Raw genomic sequence first — 26211 nt, 5'->3', positions numbered from 1 at the left:
CTTTCGAACAGTTTGCCTGACGAAAGCGTCCTGGTTTCGTTTCTCAAAGTAATCTGCACCTAAATCTTGATAGTCTTCCTGCTGGCGGGCCCTGTTGATATCGTTTTGTCGAGTAGAAATTGGAGAAGGTGTGATGATGTACGATTCGGCGGTTAGCGGAAACATGGAAAGTCAGGTGGGGCCAAATCGGATTTCCGTGTCGGCTTTTGCAGTTTTCAAGCCTCAAAACGGGACATTCCGTTGCAAAAGATGTCCGCTTCGTTGATTGTCGATTCCATTTATTGCCGGTACACTTGGGAGCGAAGGGAGGTGAAGCCGATCGTTTGATCAAGGATCGGTACGGCCAATACCGTCATGATTTCTGCTTCTGTACTCGGTCGGGGTCATCCCCATCTTTTTCTGAAACAGGTAATAGAACCGATGGGTTGAAACGCAGCCGACTTCCCCGGCGATATGCTCCACAGGCAAATCGCTTGTACGCAGCAGGTCCTTGGCCACTTCGATTCTTGTATCGAGCAGTTTTTGTTTGAAAGAGGTTTGGAAGTACCTCTTGAGAAGCCGGTTGACTTGCTTGGTGCTTAAACTTAATTGTTCGGCGAGCATTTCCAGGGTCAGATTTTGCCGGTATCCCATGAAAAAAATATCGATGAGGTGGGAGCGCAAATCGTCCTTGACTCTGCTCGGTATGGCGTATTCGACAGTCGTTCCGCTATCCAGCCGGATCGCGCGCGCGACTCGAACGATGATCTGCGCGAACAAGCTTTGCACGTTCGTGTACGAGCCCAGCGAAGGAGTCTCGATTTCATATCGGACCTCATCCACAAGGCGGAACAACATTTCATGATCCGCATCGACGGGCAGCCGGCAGTAATTCACACCGGACAGCACGGTTTCCAATTGCTCCGCTTCCGTCCGGGGGAACCAGGGGTCGCTCTCTTTATCCTCCCGGAATGTAAAGCGAAGCGTACTGCGGACTACAGGATCGTTCTCGTCCGGCTTGACCCCATGAAAGATGTTCGGTCCGATCAGATGAATGGAACCGCTTCCAAGTTTCTGCTCCGTCTCGTCGAAGATCATAGTGCCGGAACCGGACCAAATGAATTGAAGCTCGAAGGCGGCGTGATTATGCTTTTCCTGCACATACTCGAGCGGCCGGGGAACGATATTGTCGTTGAGCAAAACATCGAACAGCAGCGAGCCTACACGAACCTTGATATTCAAACGATCCCAGAACGTGGTGGCAGCCAGATCGCGCGAATGCGCCATAAATATCCCCCTTGGTTGCTCAGTCGCATTTATTTTATCACAGAGGCGGTCAAGTGCGTCAAAATTATGTTAAGAGCTCGGTCTTGGCTTACACAAACAGAAAAAAGGAGGGTTTAACGACATGCCGAAACATGCGAAAGTAAGTGCAATCCTTGCCTCGATGCTGGTTACGACCTTAGTGGCGGGTTGCGGCGGCACGGGGAACGGGCAAAACGGCACGAGCGAAGCCGGAAAGAGTGAAAAAACGGGTACGACAACCAACGAACCGGCGGAAGTCCTATTTTATTCCCACAGCGGTTTGGCGCCAGAGCAATTCAATACTCGCTACGGCAACAAGTTGAGGGAGAAGTTCCCCAACTACACGATCCAATATATCCATCGTAGCGGCACGGGAACGGGAATCGCGGAAATGGTCACGGCCAAAGCCCAATTCGATATTTATTTCGCAAATGTCGGCTCCTTCGAGAATGAAGCGATTCAATACGGCCTGCAGTCCGATATGACCGAACTGATCAAGAAGCATCAGGTCGATCTGGGGCGCATCGATCCTTCTATCATTAGCGGAGTTCAGTCTTCGCCCCACGGCCTGTATGCGCTTCCCATCCATACGGATACGATGGCGTTGTACTACAACAAAGATCTTTTCGACAAATTCGGAGTGGAGTATCCGAAGAACGGCATGACCTGGGACGAATTATATGCTTTGTCCAAACGGCTGACACGCAAAGACGGCGACACTAAATATATCGGATATGCGCCATTCTCCACCTATATGTTTTATATGAACCCGTATTCCATTCCCGTTGTGGACGAGAAAACGGAACAGCCCACGATCAACAAGGACAACCGGTGGCGCAGCTTTTATCAGAAGCTTCTGATCGAGCCGACGGAAATGCAGGAAGTAAAAGAGTACCTGAGCAGCTTGAAAACGAACAAAAGCCATATCGTAAACGCATTTATGAAGGATCGCTCGACAGCGATGCTTGCTTACGTATCCGCCCTGGCTCCGACCTGGCCAAACGAGATGAAGGCTTTCAACTGGGATTGGGTGTCGGTGCCTACGCTCAAAGAACAACCGGGGATCGGCGTGCAGCCATACACCGCCTACTTCGGTATTACGAATATATCGAAAAACAAAGATGCGGCTATGGAAGTGCTGAAGTATATGGTGTCCGACGAGTTTCAGTTGTCTCTGGCGAAGCAGGGCTATATGCCGGTCGTGCAAAGCAAGGACGTCAAGCAGGCGCTCGGACAGGAAACGGCTTTCAAGGACAAAAACTGGCAAGCGCTGTTTTACAACAAGATGGCGCCCGTTCCGGTCAAAGGCATCTATGAAAACCGGATCGTCGGCGTTTACAATGGCTTGGCGGAGCAAGCCATGCTCGGTACGTTGGATCTGAATACGGCATTGCGCCAATCGGAGGAAACTGCCATGATCCGGCTGGACGAATGGAAACGATAAGGGGCGTGTATCGAAATTGAAAATAAATAAGACTGTTCGTGCTGCGTCGGTTTTGTTGTTTCTCAGTTTGCTTCTGGTGTCATTCCAGCCGGTGAAAGCGGATATCGAATCCGGACAACCCGATGTGATCGTAGCGGAGGGAGGAACGCGAAATACGTACTTCCCGGATGTGGAGAAGCTTCAGAATGGGGATTTGATCGTCGTTTACTACGATAGTCTCGCCCATTCTTCCCCAAGCGGGCGGATTTCGATGGTCCGGAGCATGGATGACGGTCTGACCTGGTCCGCACCGGTTACAGTGGCGGATTCCGTGTACGACGACCGCGATCCCAGCATCATGCAGACAAGCGACGGCACTTTGCTCCTGAGCTATTTCTCGACGGATCTGAGTCAGACGCCTTCACAACCAGTAGGCACCTTCATCGTCCGCTCCAACGACGGGGGGCTCACCTGGTCGAGTCCGGTCAAGGTGCAATCGCAATTTCATAGCGTAGCGAATACTTCCAAAATAGTGGAGCTGGATAGCGGCGATCTGTTAATTCCGTTGTATGGAAAAAAAACCGGCCATTATTGGTGGAAAGCTTTCGTTAGCCGAAGCACCGACGGTGGAGTGAGCTGGTCGAATGAAGTGGAGATTCAGAATCCCGCTAACGCGTCAAACTTTGTAGAGCCCGCATTGGCCGATCTCGGGAACGGACACTTGATGGTCATGATCCGGACCGGGGCACTTTCACAGGAAGCGCATTCGTACGATAACGGCCTGACCTGGACGACGCCCGTTCAAACCGATCTGGAAGCGCATGCGTCCAACCTGCTCGTCCTCGACCCGGGAAATCCCAATTCGAATATTCTGCACATGTGGGGCGACTATTCGGATCAATTCGCTTTCGGCCGCCCGGTCGTCGGCCAGATCGTTCAGGCGGACGGGACTCCCGTATCGGAACGGGTCATGATGTATGCCGGGCATTGCAATGACGAGAGTTATCCTAGCAGTATTCGACTCGACGACGGGCGTATTTTTACGGTGTACTACGACGCCTGCGCCAAACACGTTGGCGGAACGTTTAGCACGGTGAACGATTTTATGGACTATGAGGCGCCGACGACCTACTGGGACAGCGCAACCGGAAAACTTGATTTGTGGAGGATGTATGCGAACGGTAACTTGCAGATTACGACGGATATGAACTATACGCCGAGCTACTATGAGCCGCACGGTGCGATCGACGGCAACCCTTCGTACACGTATTCCGCCGCCAAGGTGCAGACGGGAGAAGGCGCATACTGGTCGATCGAGATGGATCAGTCTTATCCGATCAGCAAAATCGGAGTCGTGCTGAAGCCGGGCTACGAGGAGACCGCCAACATCTATTTGTCCGCCGACGGCGTGAGCTGGGGCAGTCCGGTAGCCGCCTTCGACTACGTCATTACGAATGAAATGGAATATGTCGTCCTTAATCAGCCCGTTTATGCGAAATACGCAAAAGTTGAAATAGTGGAATCGAGGGGCACAGATATTTTGGCCGAGTTTTCCTTGTTCGTCCCCGCCGATACCGGTACGGCGGGCGCCATGCTGGATCAGATCGAGCAATACGAGCAGGCAGGTCAAATCAACGCCGTATTCGCCGATCAACTGACGTATCGCTTGACGACCATTCAACAGCTTGTAAGTCAAAACGCCAATACGGATGCGGCTGCCTATTTGCAGGATTTCCTGCAAACCATCAACGCTCCGTCCGTGTTGGGACAACAGCTCCTATCGGAAATGGCATCAACAACATTGAGCGCGGAGGCGAACTTGTTCATCCGGCTTATAAGTTGAACGACAAGCTTCCAAATCAAAATCAAAATTTCGTGGAGGTACACAATGACAGAATCGGTGGAACATGCGTTACAATTCGGCGAACCAATTCCGATCAAGACCGAATACGGACCAGTCGCATTCGGTCTCGTCATGGCGGGTGCCATCGTCAACTGGTCGGATGGGCGAGCGAACGATCTGCTCCTCAGCCGAATTTGGACGGGGATTTATCTATATCCGACCGACCAATTGCACGAAGACGAGTTGAACACTCCGCCGAAGCTGGTATGCAAAAACAAATTTGTCCCGACCATGGGAATCCCCGCCGACTGGAACCGGGACGGCGAGGACGACCTGATCGTGTCCGACCGGCACGGATTTCTGTATTTGTTCAAACGCAAAGGAACGTATCCGGACGTAATGTTCGAATACGCGGAGACCGTCCGGGACAGCCGTTCGGGCCTGCTGCTCAACATTCCTCACGACAATCCATACCATAAGTCGGGCGATGGTGGCGGCTATGTCGATCCGCTGTTCTACAATTATATATACCCGATGGTATACCCGAATCCGTACCGCTCCTCAATCGATCTGATCGTCGGCGATATGTACGGAAATTTATGGTGGCTGCCCGACGAAAGCGGCGGAGACGGGAAGCCGCGGTATGCCGGCACGCCGTATACGAAGCCTTGGGCGGAATCGAAGGCGGTGTACGGGAAAACCTATTTGGAAAAGTATGGTACGGAATACGCCCGGCCTGGCGAGAAAATTTGCGACGAGAACGGGGCTCCTTTTTTATTGGGAGAAGGGCTCGAGAACAGTCGGCATTTGCAAGGCTATTTTACAAGACCCGCGCTCTATCGCAATCCGCAGACCGGTTCCGACGATCTGCTCGTGCTGGCCGGTTACGGGCTGCCGAAGCTGATCTATTTGCAGCGGGTAACTGCAACCGACAACGGAAAGCCTGTTTTCCGAAATCTGGGCGAAGTGAGGATCGACGGACTGGAAAAGTCGATGTTCGGGCTGTTTTCCTTGCATGCGAAGCTGATTGTGGACGTTTCGAATGGACGCAACGATCTGCTGCTTACGGCGGGAACTCATATTCTGAGGCTCAGGAATAAACAGTGTGGCGGCATCGTGCCGGAATATGCCTGCATCGGTCCGATCAGCGGCCGGAACGTGGTTACGTCCGGGTACAATTATTCCGAAGTGCTGGATGACCGGCGAACCGGGAAACGATATTTGGCGGACAGCACGTGGACGCACATCGAGGTGCGCGAAATTACGAATACGGCTGATGGCGTTTATTTATCGCCGGAAAGAAAAGCTGTGGAAGACCAGGATGGCGTTTTCCGCATGGAAGGCGAAACGGACGCGCAGGAGTCCCCGGAAAGCGGCTTCCATCAAATCGCCAAATGGGACTTCGACGGCAGCGGACGCCAGCATCTAATTGCGGGAAGCGACAAAGGCTTGCTGTACTTGCTGGTCGACGACGGCGAAGCGGTGCGCGACGGGACATTCAAGTTTCGGTCCGTCGGTCCGCTGAAGGACTGTGACGGCAATGTTATCCGCATTCATAACCGGGTATGTCCGGCCGCCGTCGATCTGAATGGAGACGGGCTCGAAGATTTGGTCGTTGGCGGAGCGACGTACCAGGGGGGATTCCATTTCGACCCGAATCCCGGAGCGGGCATCTACTACATGCTCAATAAAGGAGTCGGACCCGACGGACTGCCGATCCTCGAACCGGCCCGAAACCTGCCGATTACCGGTCACGAGTTGATCGCGACCACGAATAGAATGATCGAGATTCAAGCCGTCGATCTGGACAACGACGGTTCCAAAGAAGTGATCATCATGTCCGGCGCAGACATGCAGACCGCCCGGGTATACAAAACGGCAAGTCCGGTCGGATTGCACTATACGGGCAAGGTCGTGCCTGGTATGGCGCTGCTCAAACGCGTACTGGATTTGGACGGCGATGGCGAACTGGAGCTTGTTTACGCTGGAGGCGAGCCGGGAGTGGCGAGCTATTGGAAAACGATTTCATGATCATGAGCATCGAATTAATTACGGAAATGGACGTCTCGTTGTATGATATGATGATCAGCTCTTTCAAGCGGGTTCGATAGTTCAATCACTAGCAAGGCCGCCGATTGCTTCGGCGGCCTTTTGGATGTTCAGACTGTGTGTCAGAAAACATACCATCAAATAGTATCCGATCTGCTGATACTTGTCCTGAAAATTTTCAAGAAAAAAAGTATGGGATTCGCCAACGATAAGAAAGCGGCCATGAGTACAAGTACGCAATAATTGCTTTGCCTTGACCCTTTAGTCTTCTAAGCGGTTAGGGTTGCTGCTTGTCATAATTAGCTGACGTATAAACAATGTCACCGTCTCCTAGCCGAAGAATGATTTTATAATCATGCTCGTTAAAACTAGTAATCGTGCTGCCAAACATAAAGGTTTTATTGTCGCCTTCCAAGAGCGGTGAAGGCAGCAATTGGTAGGGCTTTACAACAATGCCGACAACAGGCTTGATACCCTTGCTATTTTCTTCACCATAAATCGGCTCTGTCCTCACAAGCAAGGCCTTGCCGTTTGTTAGCTCAAGATCCATTCGCCACTCGTCGCCCACGACATTGGTCGTATAGATAAGATCCTCCTTGCTGACGGGGGAGCCTATGGCTAGAAAGTAAGTCAACGATGCAAAAATTAGTAGGGATACCGCCAGTCCCACCACCATTTTTTTTGTTGTTTTTTTTCTTACTTTCTTCAGAAAGTCAATTTCCTTTTTATCGGTTTGGGAAGTGGCGTTCTCGATTGGAGCGGACAACTTGGCATGAAGAGCACGGCATGCATCGCATTCCTGCAAGTGTTGATGGATGTCGGCTTCTGTTTCCGCGCTGACCAATCCGTCTATATAACTTGGTAACAGGTCTTGAACAATATGGCATTTGGTCATTTATAGCACCTCCATAAGTTTTTGTTTGGCTCGGTAGAAAGTGACGCGTGCCCAGTTTTCGCTTTTGCCAAGTATTTCGCCTATTTCTGCGAAAGAAAATTCGCCAGATATTCGCATATGGACAATTTCCCGCATAGGTTCACTCAATTGGTGGATGGCTCTATACAATTCCATTTTGTTGCTCTGAAACAGCGTGGCTTCCTCCGGCGACATGCTCGGCGAAGGAATATATTCATGCAACTCAAGGCTTGAATACTTTTTCTTTTTTTCAAGCTCCTGATACCAAATATGCTTGGCGATCTGGCAAAGCCATACACTTATTTTGCAGGAGCCGTTATAGGTATGAATAGAGTATACAGCGCGGTAAAATGTTTCCTCCGTTAATTCCTCGGCTAAATCTTCATCATGAGTAAGGCTAAGCAAATATCTGTAGACACTTTTTGCATAGTCTTTATAAATGTTCTCCATATCCTCCGCCACTCTCTCACCCCCTTGACTATATATCTTAGAAATTTATATTTCGTTACAATTGAATTTAAAATTTTGTTTCGTCCTGAATAGTATACCTTAACGTAAAGCTGGGCTTGGAGCCGTAACGTTCGATTCTTTGTGGGCTGGACATCGCCTTCTTGAGGCCGGGTTCGTGTTGCGGGCGGTTGCCCGTGGGGGAAGCCGTACAGTAGAATTATACCCATCGGCGGTTAGCGATTGGAGAAACGGAAAAGTGGCCAGGATTTTGGTCAGCATTGTCCAAACGGGAGAAGTAGTAAAAACCGTTGACTTGTATGAGATAGGGGAGTCCGTATAAAACTCCGTCGGCGGTCGCATTGCGGATCGCGACCAATACGACTTGCTCGGCGGGAACGATCGGAGCGGCTCCCGAAGCGGGATCCTCTTCGGCTCCTTTTTTCGAAACACCGCATGATGTGATCAAAACGACAGCTCCGTATAACCCGAGCAGCTTCAATCCTGTAATCTTTATTGCCATATTTGCCCCCTTGCCAATGTGAATGGTTATGAATAACCGCTTTTATTCTCATTATTGGAAAGAAACGGGGCGAATTATATAAACAAACGGTTCCAGATTGTATGGATTATTGTTAAGCGCGGAGGCGTTTTTCGGGCGCCAGACGAAAAATCCGCGGTTCCGCACAGGGAGGAATCGTGGGTTTCGGGGGTTGCCTGCAAGGCGCTTCGATTGCAATCGCGGTTGCGGTTATGGCGGCGGAAGCCGGGGAAACGATGCCGATGTCGGATATGGCATACACGACAGGACGAGTTAAGCTCACTCCTTGTTCGATTATTTTTATAAAAAAATACAAGATTTCCCTTGTCTTTTCTATCCCGCATAATAAAATCATCCTAAACCAAAAGGGAGATGATCGGATTGGAATTACAGCCGCAGTATTCGATTAGAGAGCTTAGACAAGAGGATGACTTTGAACGTGTTTGTAATCTGATGGCAAACAGGAAAATTCAGGCTTTTCCCCGTAACCCGGACCGAGTTCGAAGCTTGTTTTTTCCAAGCGAGCAGGAACCAACGCTGAACCTTAAAGGATTTGTCGCGGAAGCGGAATCTAAGATTATCGCTTTTATGAGCGTCGAATTTCGTGGTAAAGATGGGCACATGATGTACTTCATCGAAGATCGGGATTCCCAGCCAATTCTGACCGAGTTGTTGGAAAGGTGTACGAAGTCCGTGATCGAAAGCGGGGGGGAACGGCTGACATACTTTGTGTTCACGGAATTCGGTCAAATTTATAACCGTGAAATCGCTTGGCTGGAGCGTCTAGGTTTTCACAACATCGATCCGCATTTACGCGTTTCCGCGCAACTTCTATTGAACGAATGGAACTCTCCTGAGCATCTGGACACCGAATCGATTCAAACGGAATCGCTGAGCCTGGATGAAATACATCGGATGCTGCTGGACGACGACAGCGTAACTAATGCGTATATATTTAAATTCCAGTTCCGAGCGGCCAAGCCCAGCAACGTTGTGCTGACGATGAGAAACACAGAAAACGAAATTACCGCTGTCGCTTATTACAAGGTCATAGAGAATCCGAACGGCCAGCTTTTTGGAGCCGCCTTTAACGTCCATTTTAGACCGAAATTTGAACTCCCCCGCGCGGAAAAGCGGAGATTCCTGCAAGGAGCGTTATGGTCGATAAAGCAGCTGGATTTGCACGCCGTTAACTCGCTCATGTCTTTGAAGGAAGTCGATACGTTTACGCTCATGGTTCGGGAAGGCTTCGACCAGATCAACAGTCACTTCTTCGGGCTGGCTAAAATGCTCGATACGGGACATGAGTAAATACAAAAACGCACGCGACGTGCTGCCCGAAAGCTTGATTCGAGAAATTCAGAAATATGTGAGAGGCGAGCATCTATATATCCCTCAAACCGAAAGGATCGGGTGGGGAAAAAAGAGCGGCTCACGCGCCGAAATCGAACACAGAAATAACGAAATTTTCCGTCAATATATGGACGGCACAAGCGTAGCGGAGCTTGCGGAAATGTATTATTTGAGCGAGGAACGAATAAGAGGAATCTTGTATGGACAGCATACCGAATTATCGTAGTTCAATAGACGGGAGCCGCCGGATTGAGTTGTGCCGACGGCTCCTCTTTCTTTACATGTAATAGGTATTCCTGTACTGGTGGCCGCGAGCTCTCTTTCGAGATATTCGGCTGTCTTTGTTCTTCATGCGACACCTCGGTATTCTCGAGCGCTCGGCGTATGCCAGCGATTTTGACAAAGGCTGACTGTATTGACTTTAGAGGCATACGGGAAATAGAATCGAGTCAGAATCGTCGAAGCGAGCCAGGAGGGGGAGCTATCGTCAGCAAGCCGTCGTGCGCCGTGGTGCTTTAAACTGGAGGAGCGATCAAATGAAAACGTCGCGGCTATGGTTGAGCCGGTTAAGATCGTTGCAAATTTTACCGAAGGTAGTCCTAACGTTTCTGCTTGTATTAAGCCCGCTCTATGCCATCGGATTGAAGATGAACGAATACGGATCAACCAATGTGAAAAATGAAATCGCCAATTCTCTCACGTCCCGTGTAAACCTGTATATGGATATGCTCGATGCGGATTTTGATCGGACGATCCGGCTGCTTCAAGAATATGTAAATGACGAAGATTTGCTGAAGCTCAGCTCATCCAGCGAAATTATGTCGGATATCGAGAAAACGCAGGCGATTTTGCGGTTAAAAAACCGGCTCGATCTGTTCAAAAACTCGAGCCAGTTCATCGAAAATGTCAGCGCATACATTCCGGCCATCGATCGTACGGTTTCCGCCAATGCCAATGTGATCGCCGCGTTTGACCGTACGGAGTTTCAAGCGTTGGCCCGGGCGGTCAACCTGTTCGAGGCGCCGTTCCAGCTGTGGCAAAACCGGATCTTTATAAGCGTCTCCTACCCCGACGCCATTTTGAATGGATACCGGCAGCCGCTCTTTTTATTGTCGGTCGAGGTGTCCCGGCAAGCGATGGCTGCCAAGCTCAGCCAGTACACGAACGGAGGGGGCGGAGCCGTACTGGCCGGCAACCGGGAGCATTGGGTCGTGGCGGGTTCGGCTGACGGCACGATCGGCGACGACATCCTCTCCCGGCTCGGGCAGTCGGACGGCACCGGAGGAGAGGAGGCCTGGACGGTTACGATCCGCAGCGAGGAGTACATGGTGGTGCAGAAGCAATCGACGCGGCTGGATACGCGCCTGATCATGTTCGTACCGCTGCAAAACGTGTACAAGCCGCTGCAAAACTTCCAAGCCTGGCTGCTGGTGCTGTCCGTAGCATCGGTGCTGATTATGCTTGTGTTTTCCTACGGTATATACCGGATCATTCACCGGCCGCTGAAAGCGTTGGTGCGCGCCTTTCGGAAAGTGGAGCAGGGGAACTTCAATTTCGCCCTTGACTATTCGTCCAACGACGAATTCGGCTATTTGTACAAGCAGTTCAATGCGATGATCGGGCGGCTGAACGTGCTGATCCATCAAGTATACGAGCAGCAATACCGGGTGCGGCTGGCCGAGCTGCGCCATCTGCAATCGCAGATCAACCCGCATTTTTTGTACAATACGTATTTCATCCTGTACCGAATGGCGCAGCTCCGCGATCATGACAATGTAGTCGTATTTACGAAGCATCTTGGGGATTACTTTCAATACATTGCGCGGGACGGGATGGCAGAGGTGCCTCTAGAGAAGGAGGCGAGTCATGTCAAAAATTATATGGAAATCCAGTCCGTCCGGTTCGCCAACCGGATCGTGTCCCGGTTCGACGGGCTGCCGGAGGGCTGCGGGGATATGATGATACCGCGTCTCATATTGCAGCCGATTTTGGAGAACGCTTATCATCACGGGCTCGAGCAAAAAGCGAAGGACGGCTGGGTCCATGTAACGGCCCGAAAGACACCGGAGCAGTTGGTGATTGCGGTCGAGGACAACGGAGGCAGCATGACGGAGGAGAGAGCGAATGAGCTGCGACTGATGCTGAGGTCGTCGGATGACATTACGGAAAGCACAGGGCTTGTTAACGTGCACAGGCGCCTTCTCATCAAATTCGGCGAGCCTGGCGGCCTGCGTCTTGGAGTCGGAAGCGGCCAAGGACTGAGAGTAGAACTGATCATCCCTTTGAAGGAGGAGCAAGGCCTTGATAAGAATGCTGATCGTGGATGACGAGCCTTATACGGTGGACGGGTTGTACGAAATGCTGTCGGACATTCCCGATTTGGAGCTCGACTTGTACCGCGCCTACTCGGCGGAGGATGCGATGCAACTGCTGACGCGCATCCGGATGGACATCGTGCTGAGCGATATTCGCATGCCGGGTATGAACGGACTGGAGCTGCTGGAATGGATTCGCGCCCGCTGGCCGCGGTGCAAGGTGCTGTTTCTGACGGGATTCAGCGATATTCAGTATGCTCAGCAAGCGTTGCGCGGAGGCGGCGTGGATTACATCCTCAAGACGGAAGGGGATGAGAAAATTGTGCTTGGACTTCGCAACGCCATCCGTGCGCTGAATGAGGAAATGGATAACGACCGGGCGATCGCCAAAGCGAGGGAGCAATATTTGCGGGCGCTGCCGCTTCTGCAAAAGGAGTGGTTCCTCGGCTTGGCGGACGCCCGCAACAAAGCGGCGCATCTGCGGCCGGAGCGGTTCCTGGAGCTGGACATACCGCTATCGCCCCAAGGACAGGTGCTGTTCGTTGGAGGCAAGGTAGATCGCTGGGAACCCGGTTATGGCTCTTCCGATCAGATGCTGATGTGCTACGCGATCCAGAACGTGGCCGTGGAGCTGCTGGCGCAAGCGAAGCTGCTGACGGTGCTGCTCGACGCCTCCCGATTTGTGTGGATGATTCAGCCGTCCGCTCCGGAAGAGGAGTGGAGCGATACGGCTTGGTTTGTCAAGGGTACACTGGAGAGCATCCAGCTGACATGCAAAAATGTGTTGAATGTGCCGGTCTCGCTTGTGTGCACCGATGCTCCGGTTTCCTGGGAGGAGCTGCCCCGAACGTATGCGCAATTGAAGCAAACGCTGATGCTGGGCTTGGGCGACGGGGAGGAAATGCTCGTCACGATGAACCGGGAGCCGGACTCGGAGCCGCTATCGTACGATTACCCGGGGGCGTTCGTACTCGAGGAATTGAAGCAGGCATTGGAATCGGGCTACGAGGTCGCATTCGAACGGACGCTGGAGGAGCTGTACGCGCGAATCCCGAATCGGATCGGCCTCCATACGCAGGCTTATTATGCCGTGGCGATGCTGCTGATTGCCCGGATCAACACATTGGAGCCGGGCGACCCGCTTCTGGGCGGGCCCGCTGTCGGACAATTGATGAATCTGTCCGCCCACGAATCGAGAGAAGCCGCGCTCGTTTATTTGAAAAAGACGGCCGCCGAGCTGTTCTCGCGAAGACAACGGCTGCTGGTCGAACGCACGGACAGCATGATTTTGAAAATCAACCAGTATATCCGCGAGCACCTGCACGGCGATTTGTCGCTCGTCGCATTGGCGGAATTCGTTTATTTGAACCCGACTTATTTATCGGTGCTGTATAAGAAAAGCACGGGAAAAACACTTTCCGAGCACATTGCCGAATTGCGTGTGGAGAAAGCAAAGGAACTGCTCGCCCGTCCCGAATTCAAAATTCACGAGATCGCGATTGCGGTCGGATTCGGCAATGCGGGATATTTTACCCGCTTCTTCAAAAAGCATACCGGCGCAACCCCTCAAGATTACCGCAACGCTGTCGATATGGCGGCTGCATGGAAAGAAACAAACAAAAGACAAGACTTCTAAAAGAAGTGACATATACGGGATGTTTCCAACCTTTTATGATTAGAGCTATCAAGAGAAACTTTAAAAAAGGGGAGGAAACGAAAGATGTCAGCAAGGTCCAAAGCAGGGCTGTCCATGATCGGCCTATGTCTTGCCGTTTTTGTATCCGCTTGCAGCTCGGCAAGCACGGGAGCCGCAAAGGACGGAGGAGCGGGTAAGGAGGGTACCGCCGCACCAAAAACGGAGATTCCGGCGGACCCTTACTTCGGCAAATACGACCCGCCGATCGAGATCACGACCGTCAAAATGATCGACTCGACGATCAAGTACCCGCAGGGAGATTCGATCGACAATAACGTTTGGACCCGATCGTTGCTCGACAAGCTGGGCATCAAGGTGAAAAACGATTGGGTGGTGGACAGAGGGCAAGGGGAGCAAAAGATGAACGTGTCGATTGCCTCGGGCAATTTGCCGCAGTTCATCCCCGTCAATGCGAAGCAGCTGCAGCAATTGCATGAAGCGGGCAGACTGATGGATTTGACGGAAGTATACAATAAGCACGCGGCGCCGTTGACGAAGGAAGTGATGAACCAGGACGGAACGACCGCGCTCGCCTCCGCGACCTTCGGCGGCAAGCTGATGGCCATTCCGAGCACCGGGTCCTCGATGGACGGAGCGCCGCTGATCTGGATTCGTCAAGACTGGCTGGATAAGCTGAAGCTCCCGGCACCCAAAACGATGGAGGACGTCAAGGCCATATCGACCGCTTTTACGACGAAGGACCCTGACGGAAACGGCAAAAACGATACGATCGGCTTGCTTCTGTTCAAGGATTTATACGGGGCTTTCGCCGATTTGAAGGGCTTCTTCAACGGCTACCAGGCTTATCCCCGGTTGTGGATCAAGGACGCGAGCGGCAAGCTGGCGTACGGCAGCATCCAGCCCGAAATGAAGGCGGCTCTGGCCTCGTTGCAGGACATGTACAAAAAGGGCGAAATCGACAAGGAGTTCGGCGTCAAGGATGCGGCGAAGGCGGCCGAATTGGCGATATCCAACCGGGCGGGCTTGATCTACGGAACGATGTCCAACCCGATCGGCTACTTCGCGGACAATGTCGCGAACAACAAAGACGCCCAATGGGTACCGTATCCGATCGTGTCCTCGAGCGGTAAGCCGGTTAACCCGCAGGTCGGCTTCTCGACGAGCACTTATTACGCGGTGTTGAAAGGTACGAAGCATCCGGAAGCGTTGCTCAAAGCGATCAATCTGTTCGTGGAAAACGGTTGGGGAAAAGGAGCGGTTGAAAACTATGCCGAGCATTTCAACAAGGACGGCATCAACCGGCACCCGTACATGCCATTCGTAGCTTGGCCGGCCCGCAAAAACCTGGAGATCCATCTTCACGTCGTGAAGGCGCTCGAGAGCAAGGACAAGTCCGCTCTGAACCCGGAAGAAGTTACGGTGTACGACCGAATCGTGAATTGGGAAAGCGGCAAAGGTGCCTCGTCGGATTGGGCGCGTGAGCGAATATACGGGAAAAACGGCGCGTTCTCTATCATTAACCAGTACGTGAACAACAAGATGCTGACGCAAAGCGAATTTTTTGCGGCCCCTACGGAGTCGATGGTGGCCAAGGAATCGACTTTGAACAAGATGGAGTTGGAAGTGTTCACGAAAATCATTTTGGGCGATTCGATCGACAGCTTCGATAAATATGTCGACGATTGGAAAAAGCTTGGCGGCGACCAGATTACGCAGGAAGTCAACAAGTGGCATCAAACGAAATAATTGTCAGGAAGAGCGGCGGGAGAAGGAGAGAAGGAGCCCTTCTCCCGCCTTGTGTTTCTTACGGCGATACGTCGCCGCATACGTACTTTCGACAAGGAGGATTCGCGTGTCTGCCAAGAAGAGGGCTCATAATCTCCCGCTGCACCTTATGATACTGCCGGCTCTTGTGTTAATCGTCATCTACAGCTACGGGCCGATGCTCGGAATAGTCATCGCCTTTCAAAAGTTCGTTCCCGCTCTGGGCATATTCGAATCGAAGTGGACGGGGTGGGACAACTTCCGCTATGTCATGGCGATGCCGGATACCGGTAGGGTGCTATGGAATACGGTGCTCATTTCCTTTATGAAAATCGTGGCCGGATTGATCGTGCCGATTACGGTTTCGCTGCTGCTTAACGAGGTTCGCAAGGAACTGTTCAAGAGAGGCATTCAGACGCTCGTTTATTTGCCCCATTTTTTATCGTGGGTGATTTTGGGCGGCATCCTCATCGACATCCTGTCCCCCTCGACGGGGATCGTCAATCAGTTGCTGGCCGCGTTCGGGATCGAGCCGATTTTTTTCCTCGGCAGCAATGACTGGTTCCGTTATATTCTCGTGCTGTCGGACACCTGGAAAGATTTCGGTTTCAGCACGATCGTTTATTTGGCCGCACTGACCAGCATTAACCCGTCGCTGTACGAAGCGGCCGCGATCGACGGAGCCGGCCGCTGGAAGCAGACGCTGCATATTACGCTACCCGGCATGGCGCCCGTCATTATATTGCTGACGACCTTAAGCCTCGGGCAAGTGCTGAATGCCGGCTTCGACCAGGTGTTCAATCTATACAGCCCCCAAGTGTACGAGACGGGGGATATTATCGATACGTTCGTATACCGCATAGGCTTGCTGGATGCCCAGTACGGCGTGGCTACGGCTGTCGGCTTGTTCAAATCGGTCGTTTCCCTGACATTCATTTCTTTGTCTTATTATTTGGCGTATCGCTTCGCCAACTATCGAATTTTTTAACCGGAAAGGAGAAGCGGTATGGTTGAGCATATTTCCTTCGGCAGAAGATTGTTTATCGTTTCCAATTATATGATTTTGGGCGTATTGTCCACCATCTGCATCTTGCCGCTGCTTCACGTATTGGCCGTATCGTTCAGCTCCAGCGCGGCGGCCGCGGGCGGTCTGGTCAAGCTGTGGCCGGTCGATTTCACGATCAGCTCGTACGCGTTCGTGACGGGCAAGAAGGAGTTTATGAATTCGGTGCAGGTCACTATGCTGAGGGTACTGACAGGCGTACCGATCAACATGCTGCTGGCGGTGCTCGTGGCGTTTCCTTTGGCAAAGGAGGTGCACAAATTTCGATGGAGAACGCTGTATGTCTGGATATTCGTATTCACCATCCTTTTTCACGGCGGCCTGATTCCTTCATACATGATCGTCAGCTATACCGGAATTATGGACACGATCTGGGCGCTTGTGCTGCCGTCGGCCGTGCCTGTGTTCAACGTCATTTTGCTGATCAATTTTTTTCGCGGTATTCCGAAGGAGCTGGAGGAGGCGGCATATATCGACGGCGCCGGGCATTGGACGACGCTATGGCGCATATTTGTCCCGCTGTCCACGCCGGTGTTGGCGACCATCACTTTGTTCGCTACGGTGAGCCATTGGAATTCGTGGTTCGACGGCTTGATCTTCATGAATTCGCCCGACCATTATCCGCTGCAAAGCTATTTGCAAACCGTGATTATTCAGCAGGATTTGGCGCTCGATCCGAACGTCGATTTGGATTCGTTGGCGGAAGTGAGCGACCGGACGGCGAAAGCGGCTCAAATCTTTTTGGGCGCGCTTCCGATCTTGGCGGTCTATCCGTTCCTGCAGCGTTTTTTTGTGAAAGGGATTGTCATGGGCAGCGTGAAGGAATAAGCGCGGCGGCGCAAGCAAGCCAACTCCCGAGGCAGCCCCCGGTCGGATCGCATCGTGCCGAATGGATAGCGGAGGAGGGTTAACGATGGTTAAAGACGGCCGCATCAAGCCGAAACCGCCTCGTTGGAATAAGGACATCGTCGATCGCCTGAACGATTTCCCGGTCGTAATGGTCACCGATCAGTGGCTGGTCGGGAGCGACCTGCATTACCAACCCGGTCTGGAAATTCATTTGACGTTGGAAGGGTCTGGCGCGATGGTCGTAGGCAGGCGGGTATTCCCGCAGTTCCCGAGATCGGTGCTGCTGTTCAGGGGCAATACGCCCCATCAGATGATTTCGAAGGGCAGATACAAGCGGCGAGTCATTTGCTTGAATTTGGGGGAAAGCGAGCCATTGCCAGCCAATGTGCAGGCGTTGCGGTACTTGGTCGACTGCTCGTGGATTCCCGTGGACGGCTGCCTGGGAACGATGTTAAGTCCGCCGCAATTCCGCCAGGTGGACGGGATGTGTCGGCTGTTGCAGTACGAGCTGGAGCGCAAGGAGACGGGGTGGGAATGCATGGCAGTAAGCCTGGCGCTGCAGTTGAGCGTCTACCTCCAGCGGGTTTTGCAAAAATCCGGCTCCCCGGCGGCATGGCCGGGCAACCGGCAGCCCAACGAGCTCGTACGGCATTGTTCGGATTACGTATGCGGCCATCTGGGCGAAAGGCTGACGTTAAAGGAAATGGCGAAGCGATTTGCCGCCAGCGAGGAGCACCTGACCCGCTGCTTCAAAAAAGAGACGGGAATCAGCTTTTACCAATATGTGATTGTACAGCGGGTAGCCGAGGCGAAACGGCTGCTGCTGGCCGCCCCGGACATGTCGATCGCGGAAATTGCCGAGCTGACGGGCTTCCCGTCCCCGTCCGCCTTCGGTCGCCACTTCAAGCTGCTGCTCGGGATGCGGCCGTCCGAGCTTCGACGGGGAAACGCCGCCGATGCGGCGGAGAGCGACCGGTAAACGCATAACGTCACTCGGGAACCGGCTGTCTCCGCCGCATAATTGATCAACAATCGACTATGCATCCGTCAAACATCGTGTAACGGTATCGATTCGTACCGCTGTAAAATCAAAGGTGAAGCAACCATGCAGCGCCGATACAAGGAGGAACCATCATGCAAACCGTCGGGACGACGCCGCCGCAAGCGGAGAGCCGAACAAAATTGAAGCGTTCCATTATTGACTGCGACATTCATCACTATACGGCACACGAATATTACAAAGATTACTTGCCGCGTCGGTATCTCGAGTCGCCGCCGCGAGCGGCGGGCAGCGGAGGAGGAGGCCATTTTAACGGCGGCGTGGGGGGGAGGATGGTGGACGCCATCCCTGAGGACGGCAGCCCCGCCGGCAGCGACCTGTCTCTCGTGCAATCGCAACTTCTGGACCCTTTCAATGTGGAATACGGTATTTTGACGGGAGACAGCTTCGGTCTGCAGTCAATGGCCGACGGCGAGCATGCCGCCGCCATCGCGGCGGCCGTCAACGACTATACGATAGAGCAGTGGCTGGCGCGGGACGGCAGACTTCGTGGATCTATCTTGGTGGCGAAGCAGGTGCCGCATCTGGCGGCGGCCGAAATCGACCGTGTCGGCGGACGCTCGGACATGGTGCAAGTATTCGTTTCCAGCGGGGCGATGAAGCCGCACGGCAACCGATTCTACGATCCGATCTTCGAGGCGTGCTGCCGCTACAATTTGCCGTTCACGATTCACGTCGGCGTGGAAGGAAACGGCATCCACAGTCCGGAAACGGGAGCCGGCCGCGTCGCCCATTATATCGAAACCCGCGCCTTGCGTCCGCAAAATATGATGGCGCATTTGGTCAGCTTTATTTTCGAGGGCGTATTCGAGCGGTTTCCCGATTTGAAGGTGGTGCTGCAGGAGGCGGGCGTGTTCTGGGTCGTGCCGTGCCTGTGGCAAATGGATCAACATTGGCACGCGGAGCGGGCGCAATTGCCGCTCGTCAAGAAACCGCCAAGCGAATATTTCCGCAAGCATGTCCGAGTGACGACGCAGCCGATCGAAGCTACGCCCAACCGCGCCATTTTCGACAAGATGCTGGCAAGCCTGTTCGCGGAAGAAACGCTGATGTTTTGCAGCGATTATCCGCACTGGGATTTCGATTCGCCGCAGCTGGCATTGCCCCGGCTGGAGGAGAAGCTGTGGGACCGCATCTTTTATCGGAACGCGGCGGAGCTGTACGGTCTGCCGGATCGCGGCACCGGGATCGGAGGGAAGCAGTCATGAGCGAGCAGCCGACGACAAGCCGGCCGGCGGACCGCAAATACGCCGTGGCCAAAGCGGCGGATATCGCTCCGGGTACGAGAAAGATCGTGCATGCGGGTGACCGGAGTATCGGCGTGTACAATATCGCCGGCAAATTTTACGCCATACGCAATGTTTGTCCGCATCAGGGCGCTCCGCTGTGCCGAGGTTTGACCACCGCGCTCGTCGTATCCGACGAGCCGGGCGGCTTCCGTCACGAACGCGAAGGGGAAATCGTGCGCTGCCCGTGGCACCAGTGGGAATTCGACATCAAGACCGGGCAGATGATCGTTGATCCGAAAATGCGCACGAAAACGTACGAGGTGACCGTGGAAACATTCGATGTTACCGTGGTGGATGAAATGGTTGTTGTTCATATGTAGCAGGGACGGGGGAAGGACGATGAAGACTGACAGGACGGACGATCGTGCCGCACCGCATGCGGTGATCGATTGCGATATTCACCACGATACGGGAATGGGGCGAATCAAGCCGTATTTGCCCCGCGCCTACCGGGAGCTGACCGACGCTTACGGCAACGCCGTGCCGGGCGGCGATCCCCGGGACGGAGTCGCGGATGTGCAGACATTGCGTCAAGCTTATTTGGACGAGCGGCCCCTCGCTTGCGGGATATTGACCGGCACGAATTATGGCGTTCAAGCCGCGCCTAATTACGAATATGCGGTCGAGCTGTGCCGGGCGATCAATACTTACACCGTCGATCACTGGCTAGGAGAGGATGCGCGTCTGAAAGGCTCGATCATCATTCCCAAGCAGCAGCCGGTTTATGCGGCCAAGGAAATCGACCGGATGGCCCCGCATCCCGGCATGGTCCAGGTGCTCGTCTCCAATGGAGCGTTCATGCCTTATGGCAACCGTTTCTACGATCCGATTTACGAGGCTTGCGAACGGCACGGATTGCCGCTGACTATACATGCGGGGATGGAGGGCGTCGGCATCAATAATCCGATGACCGGGGTAGGATACGTCACGACCCGGGCGGAGTGGATATTCTCCAGGACGCAGGTGATGATGGCCCATGTGGCCAGCATGATTTTCGAAGGGGTATTCGAGAGGTTTCCAACGTTGCGAGTGGTGTTGCAGGAAGCGGGCGTGTTCTGGATTGTGCCCTATTTATGGCGTCTGGATCAGGACTGGAGAGGGTTGAGGGTGCAGACGCCATGGGTCAAACGATTCCCGAGCGAATATTTCCGCGAGCACTTTCGCATAACGACACAAACGGTAGAGCTGCCGAACAATGCCAATTTGCAGGACGAGCTGTTGAGACAGATTGACGCCGAGAGGACACTGATGTTCGCCAGCAACTATCCGTACGGGGATGAGGCAGCACAAGCGGCGATCTGGTCAAACGAACGAGATTCTTTGAAGCGGCAAGTGATGGGAAATACAGCAGCGGAACTGTACGGTATATAGAAGAAGCATGTCAATGTGTTGAGTCGCTCTCCGGAGTTGACAGCTCGAAAAGCGTCAGTTTCGAACTGATTTTCAGTTCAACTGGCGCTTTTACGATGACATTCCCGACGAAGAGGAAATTTCCGAAGGGAAGACCTGTCACTGTGGTCGGTTGCAGATGGCGGCTGCCTCGGACACTGGTTACCGGGGAGTGCAGGTTCAGGACACCGCAACGGCTGTTAAAGGAATCGGCTAGGGACCAAGCCGCCCGTAGCTAGCAGGCGGACGTCGGCGAAATCCGGCGGCTGAAGCTCTGCGAAAAAGTCGCGTGCGCGTGAAGAAGCAAATCTGCAGGCTAGTCTACCTCGACGCTATATTCCGCTTGAATCCTATATAAGTCGCCAAGAAGAAGCACATATATAGGACCAGGAAGGAACCCAAAGCGATCAGCATGTTATGAACGACGATATTCGGCTTCGGTATGAACGTGTAGAAGACTTGATTCATGCTCGCGGACAACACGACCGTGATCAGAATCGGCACGATAATCGGGAAGACGAAGTACAGGGTAAGCTGCTTCAGTGTCAAGCGATTAATTCCATCCTGTCCGACACCAAGCTTCCGCAGAATGTCGAATCGGAATCGATGCTCAGCCGAATCGGTGAGTTGATGCATGGAAAGTACCGTCGCTACAATTAAGAAGAGGACGAAGCTAATGTACATCGCGCCAAATGATAATGTGGTGAACGAAACCATACTATTAGACAATGTCCAGCTCTTGGTTTGAATGCGTGGTCGCTCCATATTCGGATCAAGTCCCTGCTGATTAGGCAGCCAATCGGAACGGATATAATCGTTCAGCTCATCCCGGAGACGCTCAGGCGCAGGCTTGTAATTGGTCACGATCAGGTTGGATCTGACGGGTGTCAGGCTCGAATCGGCCAATGAATCATGTACAACAAATGTAAACTCCTCAAATGCATTGATCCGATACTGTTCAATCGGCTCGGAAAACATTAGCTTGACATCGCTAGTCAGCTGTGTCGAACCAATTTGAATCTTCAGTTCTGAAGTCACCGCTTTATCCTCCATTGACTCGCGAATCCGCCGCGATTCTGCGTGAATGAGGAATCGGTTCTCGGGCAATTGCTTCTGATCGAGTCCGAGCTGTGCTCGAAGCCGATTGTAATCGCTTAGCTTGAGAAAGGCTGCAGATTCATAGCCAGCTTGATTGTTGGCGTATAGCTTGTATGCGACGGAATCCTTAATCGGCGCTCTGTCGTCGATAAACTGAAGCACATCCTCGAAACTCAAAACATCCGGATCTTCGATCTTGACCATCACATCGAATGGCGCCTCCGAATGAGCCAACACTTTGAAGCCTTGACCGATGGATAAGCCCATTGTCAATAAGCATAAGGATAGGGTGAGCACGACTGCATGTACGCCCATAACACGGCTATTGGTCTGAATCTTGGATATAATCTGCCGCAGAAGGAACAGGTTGGTGTCGCGGTATCGAAACCGTCTCATTCTATTGTGAAGCAAGGCGATGAACGAAGCCAAGCATACATAGATTCCATATACGCCAACGATAACGGCAACAATACAAGCGAACAAGGTCAGCATACCGTCACTGGCCGATACCGTGGAATTGAACATCGTAATAACCCGATAGATTCCACCTGCACATAGGCTGGCGAAGAATAGGAACAATACGGTATACAACATCGGATGATGGTATTTAAAAATCTCATTGTATTTGCTGCCATAGATTAAGTCATAAATGTTAAGCTTGGCAATCAGGCGGCCGCCGCCCCACAGTGCAAGCACATACATCAGGATGAAGTATAGTGCGGTAAGAAGGACTGTCTTGAGCGAGAACACTACTTGAATGTGGTACACCTGGTCGAAGATATGCATAATAATCTCGGTAAACACTTGAAAGAGCAGCATCCCGAGCAATATTCCAGCTGCGAAGGATAGGAGACCGATTCCGATATTCTCAACCAGAAACATACGTGCTACCGTTCGCCGTTCCATTCCGAGCAACAGATAGGTGCCGAATTCCCGCTTGCGCTTGTTAATGATGAACCTTGTTGCATAATTCACCATAAAGGCCAACACGATGACCAAGGTGAGCGAAAGAATGACGAAGGAATACGATAAAGCTCTCATATTGTCTGCGAGCGTCATCAACTCGTCCGAGAAGATGATGGAATTGTAGGCAAACATAAGTCCAGTAGACAGCATCAGCATAATAAAGTAGATGGCATAATCGGATGCGGTACGCCTCATATTCCTCAAGGATAGCTTATAGTACATCGGACAAGTCACCTCCGAGCAAAGCCATCACATCCAGAATCTCATTGAAAAATTGCTTGCGCGTCTTCTCCCCCTTAATCAATTCGTTGAAGAGGGTGCCGTCTTTCAAAAATAAAATTCGGCTGCAGTAGCTCGCTGCAAATGCATCATGCGTAACCATCAGAATGGTGGCACCTAGCTTAGTATTCATTTCGGAAATGGACTCAAGCAGCATCTGAGCCGACTTGGAATCGAGCGCCCCGGTTGGCTCGTCTGCCAAGATGAGCTGCGGCTTCGTTACAATCGCTCTAGCACATGCACAGCGCTGCTTCTGCCCGCCCGATACTTCATATGGAAACTTGGACAGAATATCTCCGATGCCTAGCTGCAGCGCCACCATTTGTACCTGCTTATCGATTGCGTCAGCATCTACCTGGTTAATAGTCAACGCAAGTGCAATATTCTCCTGGATGGTCAGCGTATCGAGCAGATTGAAGTCTTGAAATATAAACCCTAGATTCTGTCGACGAAACTTTGCAATATCCCGCTCTGATATTTCGGTGATGTCGGTGTTGTTCAAGTAAATATGTCCCGCACTAACCTGATCAATCGTTGCGATCGCATTGAGCAGAGTCGTCTTGCCTGAGCCTGACGCGCCCATCACGCCGATGAACTCTCCTGCTGCGACTTGAAAGCTGATAGTATCAATCGCTTTGGTCACTTGCTTCTTGTTGCCGTAATATTTCTCGATGTTGACGATGTTTAATAATGTTGTCATGTGAATCACCTCGTTATCATTATCCAACGATTCACACCGCTTCTGTATCCATTTGCCTTAATATATTCTTTCATTATTGTTAGATAGCGTATAAAGAAATAGAAGCAAGGAGATTATCCTTGCACCTTGTACAAGGTACCGATCGGAAAGAAGATCGTCACCGCTGTATATTCATTTCGTATCGAGCTGATCGCGATCTCGAGCCCGAGCTTGTCGCATAGCCGCTTGCACAGATAGAGGCCGATTCCGGTCGATTTCTGATTGTGCCTGCCATTAGACCCGGTAAATCCGAGCTCAAACAGACGCGGTAATTCACTCTCCACAATTCCGATTCCATCATCCCGAATTACGAGTCCGACCCCGTTTCTCACAGCTTCTGCATAGATGGCGATCGTAGAGGCTTCCTGTCTCTGCTTGCGGTACTTGACCGCATTGAGGAGCAGTTGGTTGACGATAAATTCAATCCATTTACTGTCGGAATAGACGGTGCGATCCAGTTGTTCGGTCTGAATCTGAATCCCATTCTGGATGAGCAGCTGCTTGTTCTTCAGGATAGCGGAATGGACACACTCGGATAAGGACATCTCCTTGATCAAGTAATCCTTCTCAACCTGCTCGCAGCGTGCATAGTATAGAGCTTGTTCGACATATTGATCCGTCTTCTCGAGCTCCATCAGAATCTTGCGGGTAACATCAGACTTATGGTTGTCGCACATTAATTGGATAGCGGCAATGGGCGTCTTGATCTCATGCACCCACTGCTCGATGTACTCCTTATATTCCTTGCGTTCACCGCGAACCTCGGTAACATGCTCGGTCATGGACTTGCCCGCGGCCTTGATCAGGCGATAGTATTCCACATCCTCCATCCGAACGGGCCGATCCATCACTTCTGCGATCAAATACCGTTGCTCAAGGGAATTCGACAGCTCGCTTAAACGATCGAAAAAGCTTTGTCGGACTACAAAATGAACGGTAAAATATGCAGCTATTATAAGTGTCCAGATGAAGATAATGAGTAGGATAACAGTGGCATCATTGCCAACCAGCCTCAAAAAAGCAGCCAGCAGAACCATGCAAACGACATGCAGCACAATGAGGAGCAGCCTGTCCTTCATATATGTGAATAAAGTCATATTCTATATCCTTGTCCGCGCTTTGTCATGATATACTCCTCGAGACCAAGGGCTTGCAGCTTGTTTCGTATTCGGTTGATGTTGACGCTTAATGAATTGTCATCGACAAACATTTCGTTATCCCATAGGTATTCTACCAAGTCGAGCCGAGATACGATTCGTTTCTTGTGCATAAAGAGATAATGCATAATCTTCAATTCATTCTTGGTCAACTCGACGAAATGATTATTGGCTTCCAGCCTGCTGGTCGCTAAATGAAGTGTCACTGCACCGTGAGTCAATTGATCCTGGCTGCTGCTGTTGCCATACGTTCTCTTAAGTAGCGCGGATATGCGGGCAACTAAGATCGATGTATTATAAGGCTTGCTTATATAATCATCACCGCCGAGCGTCATGCACATCAGCTCATCCATGTCGGTATTGCGACTGGTAACGAACATAATCGGCACCTGCGAGAAGGTGCGAATCTCTGTACAAAGCTGGAACCCGTCCTGCCCAGGCAAGTTGATATCGAGCAGAATGAGATGGGGATTCGTCACCCGTATATCGGAAATGATCGTATCGAATTGCTCGGGGGCGTAACCGTCATAGCCATTTCTTCTTAACAGAACGATCATTTCATTCCGAAGCTCAACACTATCTTCAATCACCATAATCTTATACATAATCGTTCCTCGCTACACTGTGAGTGTGATAGTTCATTCATAAGCGATTAATACAACTCAGCGATAAGCGCGATAATAATGATCTGCCGAGTTCATAATGGAAGGGAAGAATTGCTGATCCGCACCGA

23 protein-coding genes are annotated in these 26211 nt (G+C 52.0%); 15 read left to right on the top strand and 8 right to left on the bottom strand.

Annotated features, from left to right (window positions below; translation table 11 throughout):
• Positions 1-327: 327 nt before the first annotated feature.
• Entirely contained in the window at positions 328-1266 is a 939-nt protein-coding gene (locus FE784_RS22835) for an AraC family transcriptional regulator (RefSeq protein WP_139604540.1), read from the bottom strand.
• A gap of 121 nt (positions 1267-1387) precedes the next feature.
• Here FE784_RS22835 and FE784_RS22830 point away from each other — a divergent pair, with 121 nt between their 5' ends.
• Genes FE784_RS22830 through FE784_RS22820 form a run of 3 tightly spaced genes read left to right on the top strand, consistent with a single transcriptional unit; the run spans position 1388 to position 6581 of the window.
• Positions 1388-2728, top strand: a complete 1341-nt coding sequence (locus FE784_RS22830) for an ABC transporter substrate-binding protein (RefSeq protein ID WP_139604539.1) — start codon at positions 1388-1390, stop codon at positions 2726-2728.
• Positions 2729-2744: 16 nt separating this feature from the next.
• Positions 2745-4550, top strand: a complete 1806-nt coding sequence (locus FE784_RS22825) for an exo-alpha-sialidase (RefSeq protein WP_139604538.1) — start codon at positions 2745-2747, stop codon at positions 4548-4550.
• 45 nt (positions 4551-4595) lie between these two features.
• Positions 4596-6581 (top strand): FG-GAP repeat domain-containing protein, encoded by a 1986-nt coding sequence (locus tag FE784_RS22820; RefSeq protein ID WP_139604537.1) that lies wholly within the window; start codon positions 4596-4598, stop codon positions 6579-6581.
• Between the two features lie 295 nt (positions 6582-6876).
• Here the strand turns inward: FE784_RS22820 and FE784_RS22815 are convergent, their stop codons facing one another.
• The 3 genes from FE784_RS22815 to FE784_RS22805 form a co-directional block, all read right to left on the bottom strand.
• Positions 6877-7494 carry a zf-HC2 domain-containing protein gene (locus FE784_RS22815; RefSeq protein WP_139604536.1) on the bottom strand — a complete coding sequence of 206 codons (618 nt, stop codon included), beginning with the start codon at positions 7492-7494 and terminating at the stop codon, positions 6877-6879.
• Positions 7495-7974: an RNA polymerase sigma factor gene (locus tag FE784_RS22810; RefSeq protein ID WP_139604535.1), complete on the bottom strand. Its 480-nt coding sequence runs from the start codon at positions 7972-7974 to the stop codon at positions 7495-7497.
• Between the two features lie 205 nt (positions 7975-8179).
• A complete protein-coding gene (locus FE784_RS22805) occupies positions 8180-8482 on the bottom strand; it encodes a hypothetical protein (protein ID WP_139604534.1) in 303 nt (100 codons plus the stop codon).
• Between the two features lie 176 nt (positions 8483-8658).
• Here FE784_RS22805 and FE784_RS22800 point away from each other — a divergent pair, with 176 nt between their 5' ends.
• The 12 genes from FE784_RS22800 to FE784_RS22745 all read left to right on the top strand — a co-directional run bounded on the left by FE784_RS22800 (position 8659) and on the right by FE784_RS22745 (position 21221).
• Positions 8659-8910 carry a hypothetical protein gene (locus tag FE784_RS22800; protein WP_139604533.1) on the top strand — a complete coding sequence of 84 codons (252 nt, stop codon included), beginning with the start codon at positions 8659-8661 and terminating at the stop codon, positions 8908-8910.
• Complete coding sequence (locus FE784_RS22795; protein ID WP_139604532.1) at positions 8882-9811, top strand: hypothetical protein; 930 nt, start codon at positions 8882-8884, stop codon at positions 9809-9811. The genes FE784_RS22800 and FE784_RS22795 overlap by 29 nt, the downstream gene beginning before the upstream one ends.
• Positions 9804-10079 carry a CD3324 family protein gene (locus FE784_RS22790; RefSeq protein ID WP_139604531.1) on the top strand — a complete coding sequence of 92 codons (276 nt, stop codon included), beginning with the start codon at positions 9804-9806 and terminating at the stop codon, positions 10077-10079. The genes FE784_RS22795 and FE784_RS22790 overlap by 8 nt, the downstream gene beginning before the upstream one ends.
• A gap of 310 nt (positions 10080-10389) precedes the next feature.
• Positions 10390-12180, top strand: coding sequence for a sensor histidine kinase (locus tag FE784_RS22785; protein ID WP_139604530.1), 1791 nt, complete (start codon positions 10390-10392; stop codon positions 12178-12180).
• On the top strand, positions 12164-13804 hold the full coding sequence (locus FE784_RS22780) for a response regulator (protein ID WP_246132138.1): 1641 nt from the start codon (positions 12164-12166) through the stop codon (positions 13802-13804). The genes FE784_RS22785 and FE784_RS22780 overlap by 17 nt, the downstream gene beginning before the upstream one ends.
• An 84-nt stretch (positions 13805-13888) precedes the next feature.
• The gene (locus FE784_RS22775) at positions 13889-15571 is read left to right on the top strand and encodes an extracellular solute-binding protein (protein ID WP_139604528.1); all 1683 of its coding nucleotides are present in this window, start codon (positions 13889-13891) and stop codon (positions 15569-15571) included.
• Positions 15572-15719: 148 nt separating this feature from the next.
• Positions 15720-16577: an ABC transporter permease gene (locus FE784_RS22770; RefSeq protein ID WP_139604566.1), complete on the top strand. Its 858-nt coding sequence runs from the start codon at positions 15720-15722 to the stop codon at positions 16575-16577.
• 18 nt (positions 16578-16595) lie between these two features.
• The gene (locus tag FE784_RS22765; RefSeq protein WP_139604527.1) at positions 16596-17480 is read left to right on the top strand and encodes a carbohydrate ABC transporter permease; all 885 of its coding nucleotides are present in this window, start codon (positions 16596-16598) and stop codon (positions 17478-17480) included.
• Positions 17481-17565: 85 nt separating this feature from the next.
• On the top strand, positions 17566-18480 hold the full coding sequence (locus FE784_RS22760) for an AraC family transcriptional regulator (protein WP_176706445.1): 915 nt from the start codon (positions 17566-17568) through the stop codon (positions 18478-18480).
• Between the two features lie 155 nt (positions 18481-18635).
• Positions 18636-19769, top strand: a complete 1134-nt coding sequence (locus FE784_RS22755; protein WP_139604525.1) for an amidohydrolase family protein — start codon at positions 18636-18638, stop codon at positions 19767-19769.
• Entirely contained in the window at positions 19766-20170 is a 405-nt protein-coding gene (locus FE784_RS22750; protein ID WP_139604524.1) for a Rieske (2Fe-2S) protein, read from the top strand. The genes FE784_RS22755 and FE784_RS22750 overlap by 4 nt, the downstream gene beginning before the upstream one ends.
• Positions 20171-20189: 19 nt before the next feature.
• Positions 20190-21221 carry an amidohydrolase family protein gene (locus FE784_RS22745; RefSeq protein WP_176706444.1) on the top strand — a complete coding sequence of 344 codons (1032 nt, stop codon included), beginning with the start codon at positions 20190-20192 and terminating at the stop codon, positions 21219-21221.
• Between the two features lie 339 nt (positions 21222-21560).
• Here FE784_RS22745 and FE784_RS22740 read toward each other — a convergent pair whose 3' ends face one another.
• The 4 genes from FE784_RS22740 to FE784_RS22725 form a co-directional block, all read right to left on the bottom strand.
• Complete coding sequence (locus FE784_RS22740; RefSeq protein WP_176706443.1) at positions 21561-23396, bottom strand: ABC transporter permease; 1836 nt, start codon at positions 23394-23396, stop codon at positions 21561-21563.
• Positions 23397-23514: 118 nt separating this feature from the next.
• The gene (locus FE784_RS22735; protein WP_139604521.1) at positions 23515-24282 is read right to left on the bottom strand and encodes an ABC transporter ATP-binding protein; all 768 of its coding nucleotides are present in this window, start codon (positions 24280-24282) and stop codon (positions 23515-23517) included.
• A gap of 113 nt (positions 24283-24395) precedes the next feature.
• Positions 24396-25418 (bottom strand): sensor histidine kinase, encoded by a 1023-nt coding sequence (locus FE784_RS22730; protein ID WP_139604520.1) that lies wholly within the window; start codon positions 25416-25418, stop codon positions 24396-24398.
• Positions 25415-26083 carry a response regulator transcription factor gene (locus FE784_RS22725; protein WP_176706442.1) on the bottom strand — a complete coding sequence of 223 codons (669 nt, stop codon included), beginning with the start codon at positions 26081-26083 and terminating at the stop codon, positions 25415-25417. The genes FE784_RS22730 and FE784_RS22725 overlap by 4 nt, the downstream gene beginning before the upstream one ends.
• Between the last annotated feature and the right edge of the window lie 128 nt (positions 26084-26211).

It is taken from the genome of Paenibacillus hemerocallicola, assembly GCF_006265175.1.
Taxonomy (GTDB): Bacteria; Bacillota; Bacilli; order Paenibacillales; family NBRC-103111; genus Paenibacillus_AB; species Paenibacillus_AB hemerocallicola.
Note: the sequence above shows the minus strand (reverse complement) of the source record. Positions and strands in the feature narration are given on the sequence as shown.

Coding starts and splice junctions, on each gene's coding strand:
- FE784_RS22835 (WP_139604540.1), bottom strand. CDS start 1,266: ATGGCGCATTCGCGCGATCTGGCTGCCACCACGTTCTGGGATCGTTTG.
- FE784_RS22830 (WP_139604539.1), top strand. CDS start 1,388: ATGCCGAAACATGCGAAAGTAAGTGCAATCCTTGCCTCGATGCTGGTT.
- FE784_RS22820 (WP_139604537.1), top strand. CDS start 4,596: ATGACAGAATCGGTGGAACATGCGTTACAATTCGGCGAACCAATTCCG.
- FE784_RS22815 (WP_139604536.1), bottom strand. CDS start 7,494: ATGACCAAATGCCATATTGTTCAAGACCTGTTACCAAGTTATATAGAC.
- FE784_RS22805 (WP_139604534.1), bottom strand. CDS start 8,482: ATGGCAATAAAGATTACAGGATTGAAGCTGCTCGGGTTATACGGAGCT.
- FE784_RS22790 (WP_139604531.1), top strand. CDS start 9,804: ATGAGTAAATACAAAAACGCACGCGACGTGCTGCCCGAAAGCTTGATT.
- FE784_RS22785 (WP_139604530.1), top strand. CDS start 10,390: ATGAAAACGTCGCGGCTATGGTTGAGCCGGTTAAGATCGTTGCAAATT.
- FE784_RS22780 (WP_246132138.1), top strand. CDS start 12,164: ATGCTGATCGTGGATGACGAGCCTTATACGGTGGACGGGTTGTACGAA.
- FE784_RS22775 (WP_139604528.1), top strand. CDS start 13,889: ATGTCAGCAAGGTCCAAAGCAGGGCTGTCCATGATCGGCCTATGTCTT.
- FE784_RS22770 (WP_139604566.1), top strand. CDS start 15,720: ATGATACTGCCGGCTCTTGTGTTAATCGTCATCTACAGCTACGGGCCG.
- FE784_RS22765 (WP_139604527.1), top strand. CDS start 16,596: ATGGTTGAGCATATTTCCTTCGGCAGAAGATTGTTTATCGTTTCCAAT.
- FE784_RS22760 (WP_176706445.1), top strand. CDS start 17,566: ATGGTTAAAGACGGCCGCATCAAGCCGAAACCGCCTCGTTGGAATAAG.
- FE784_RS22755 (WP_139604525.1), top strand. CDS start 18,636: ATGCAAACCGTCGGGACGACGCCGCCGCAAGCGGAGAGCCGAACAAAA.
- FE784_RS22750 (WP_139604524.1), top strand. CDS start 19,766: ATGAGCGAGCAGCCGACGACAAGCCGGCCGGCGGACCGCAAATACGCC.
- FE784_RS22745 (WP_176706444.1), top strand. CDS start 20,190: ATGAAGACTGACAGGACGGACGATCGTGCCGCACCGCATGCGGTGATC.
- FE784_RS22740 (WP_176706443.1), bottom strand. CDS start 23,396: ATGACGCTCGCAGACAATATGAGAGCTTTATCGTATTCCTTCGTCATT.
- FE784_RS22735 (WP_139604521.1), bottom strand. CDS start 24,282: ATGACAACATTATTAAACATCGTCAACATCGAGAAATATTACGGCAAC.
- FE784_RS22730 (WP_139604520.1), bottom strand. CDS start 25,418: ATGACTTTATTCACATATATGAAGGACAGGCTGCTCCTCATTGTGCTG.
- FE784_RS22725 (WP_176706442.1), bottom strand. CDS start 26,083: ATGTATAAGATTATGGTGATTGAAGATAGTGTTGAGCTTCGGAATGAA.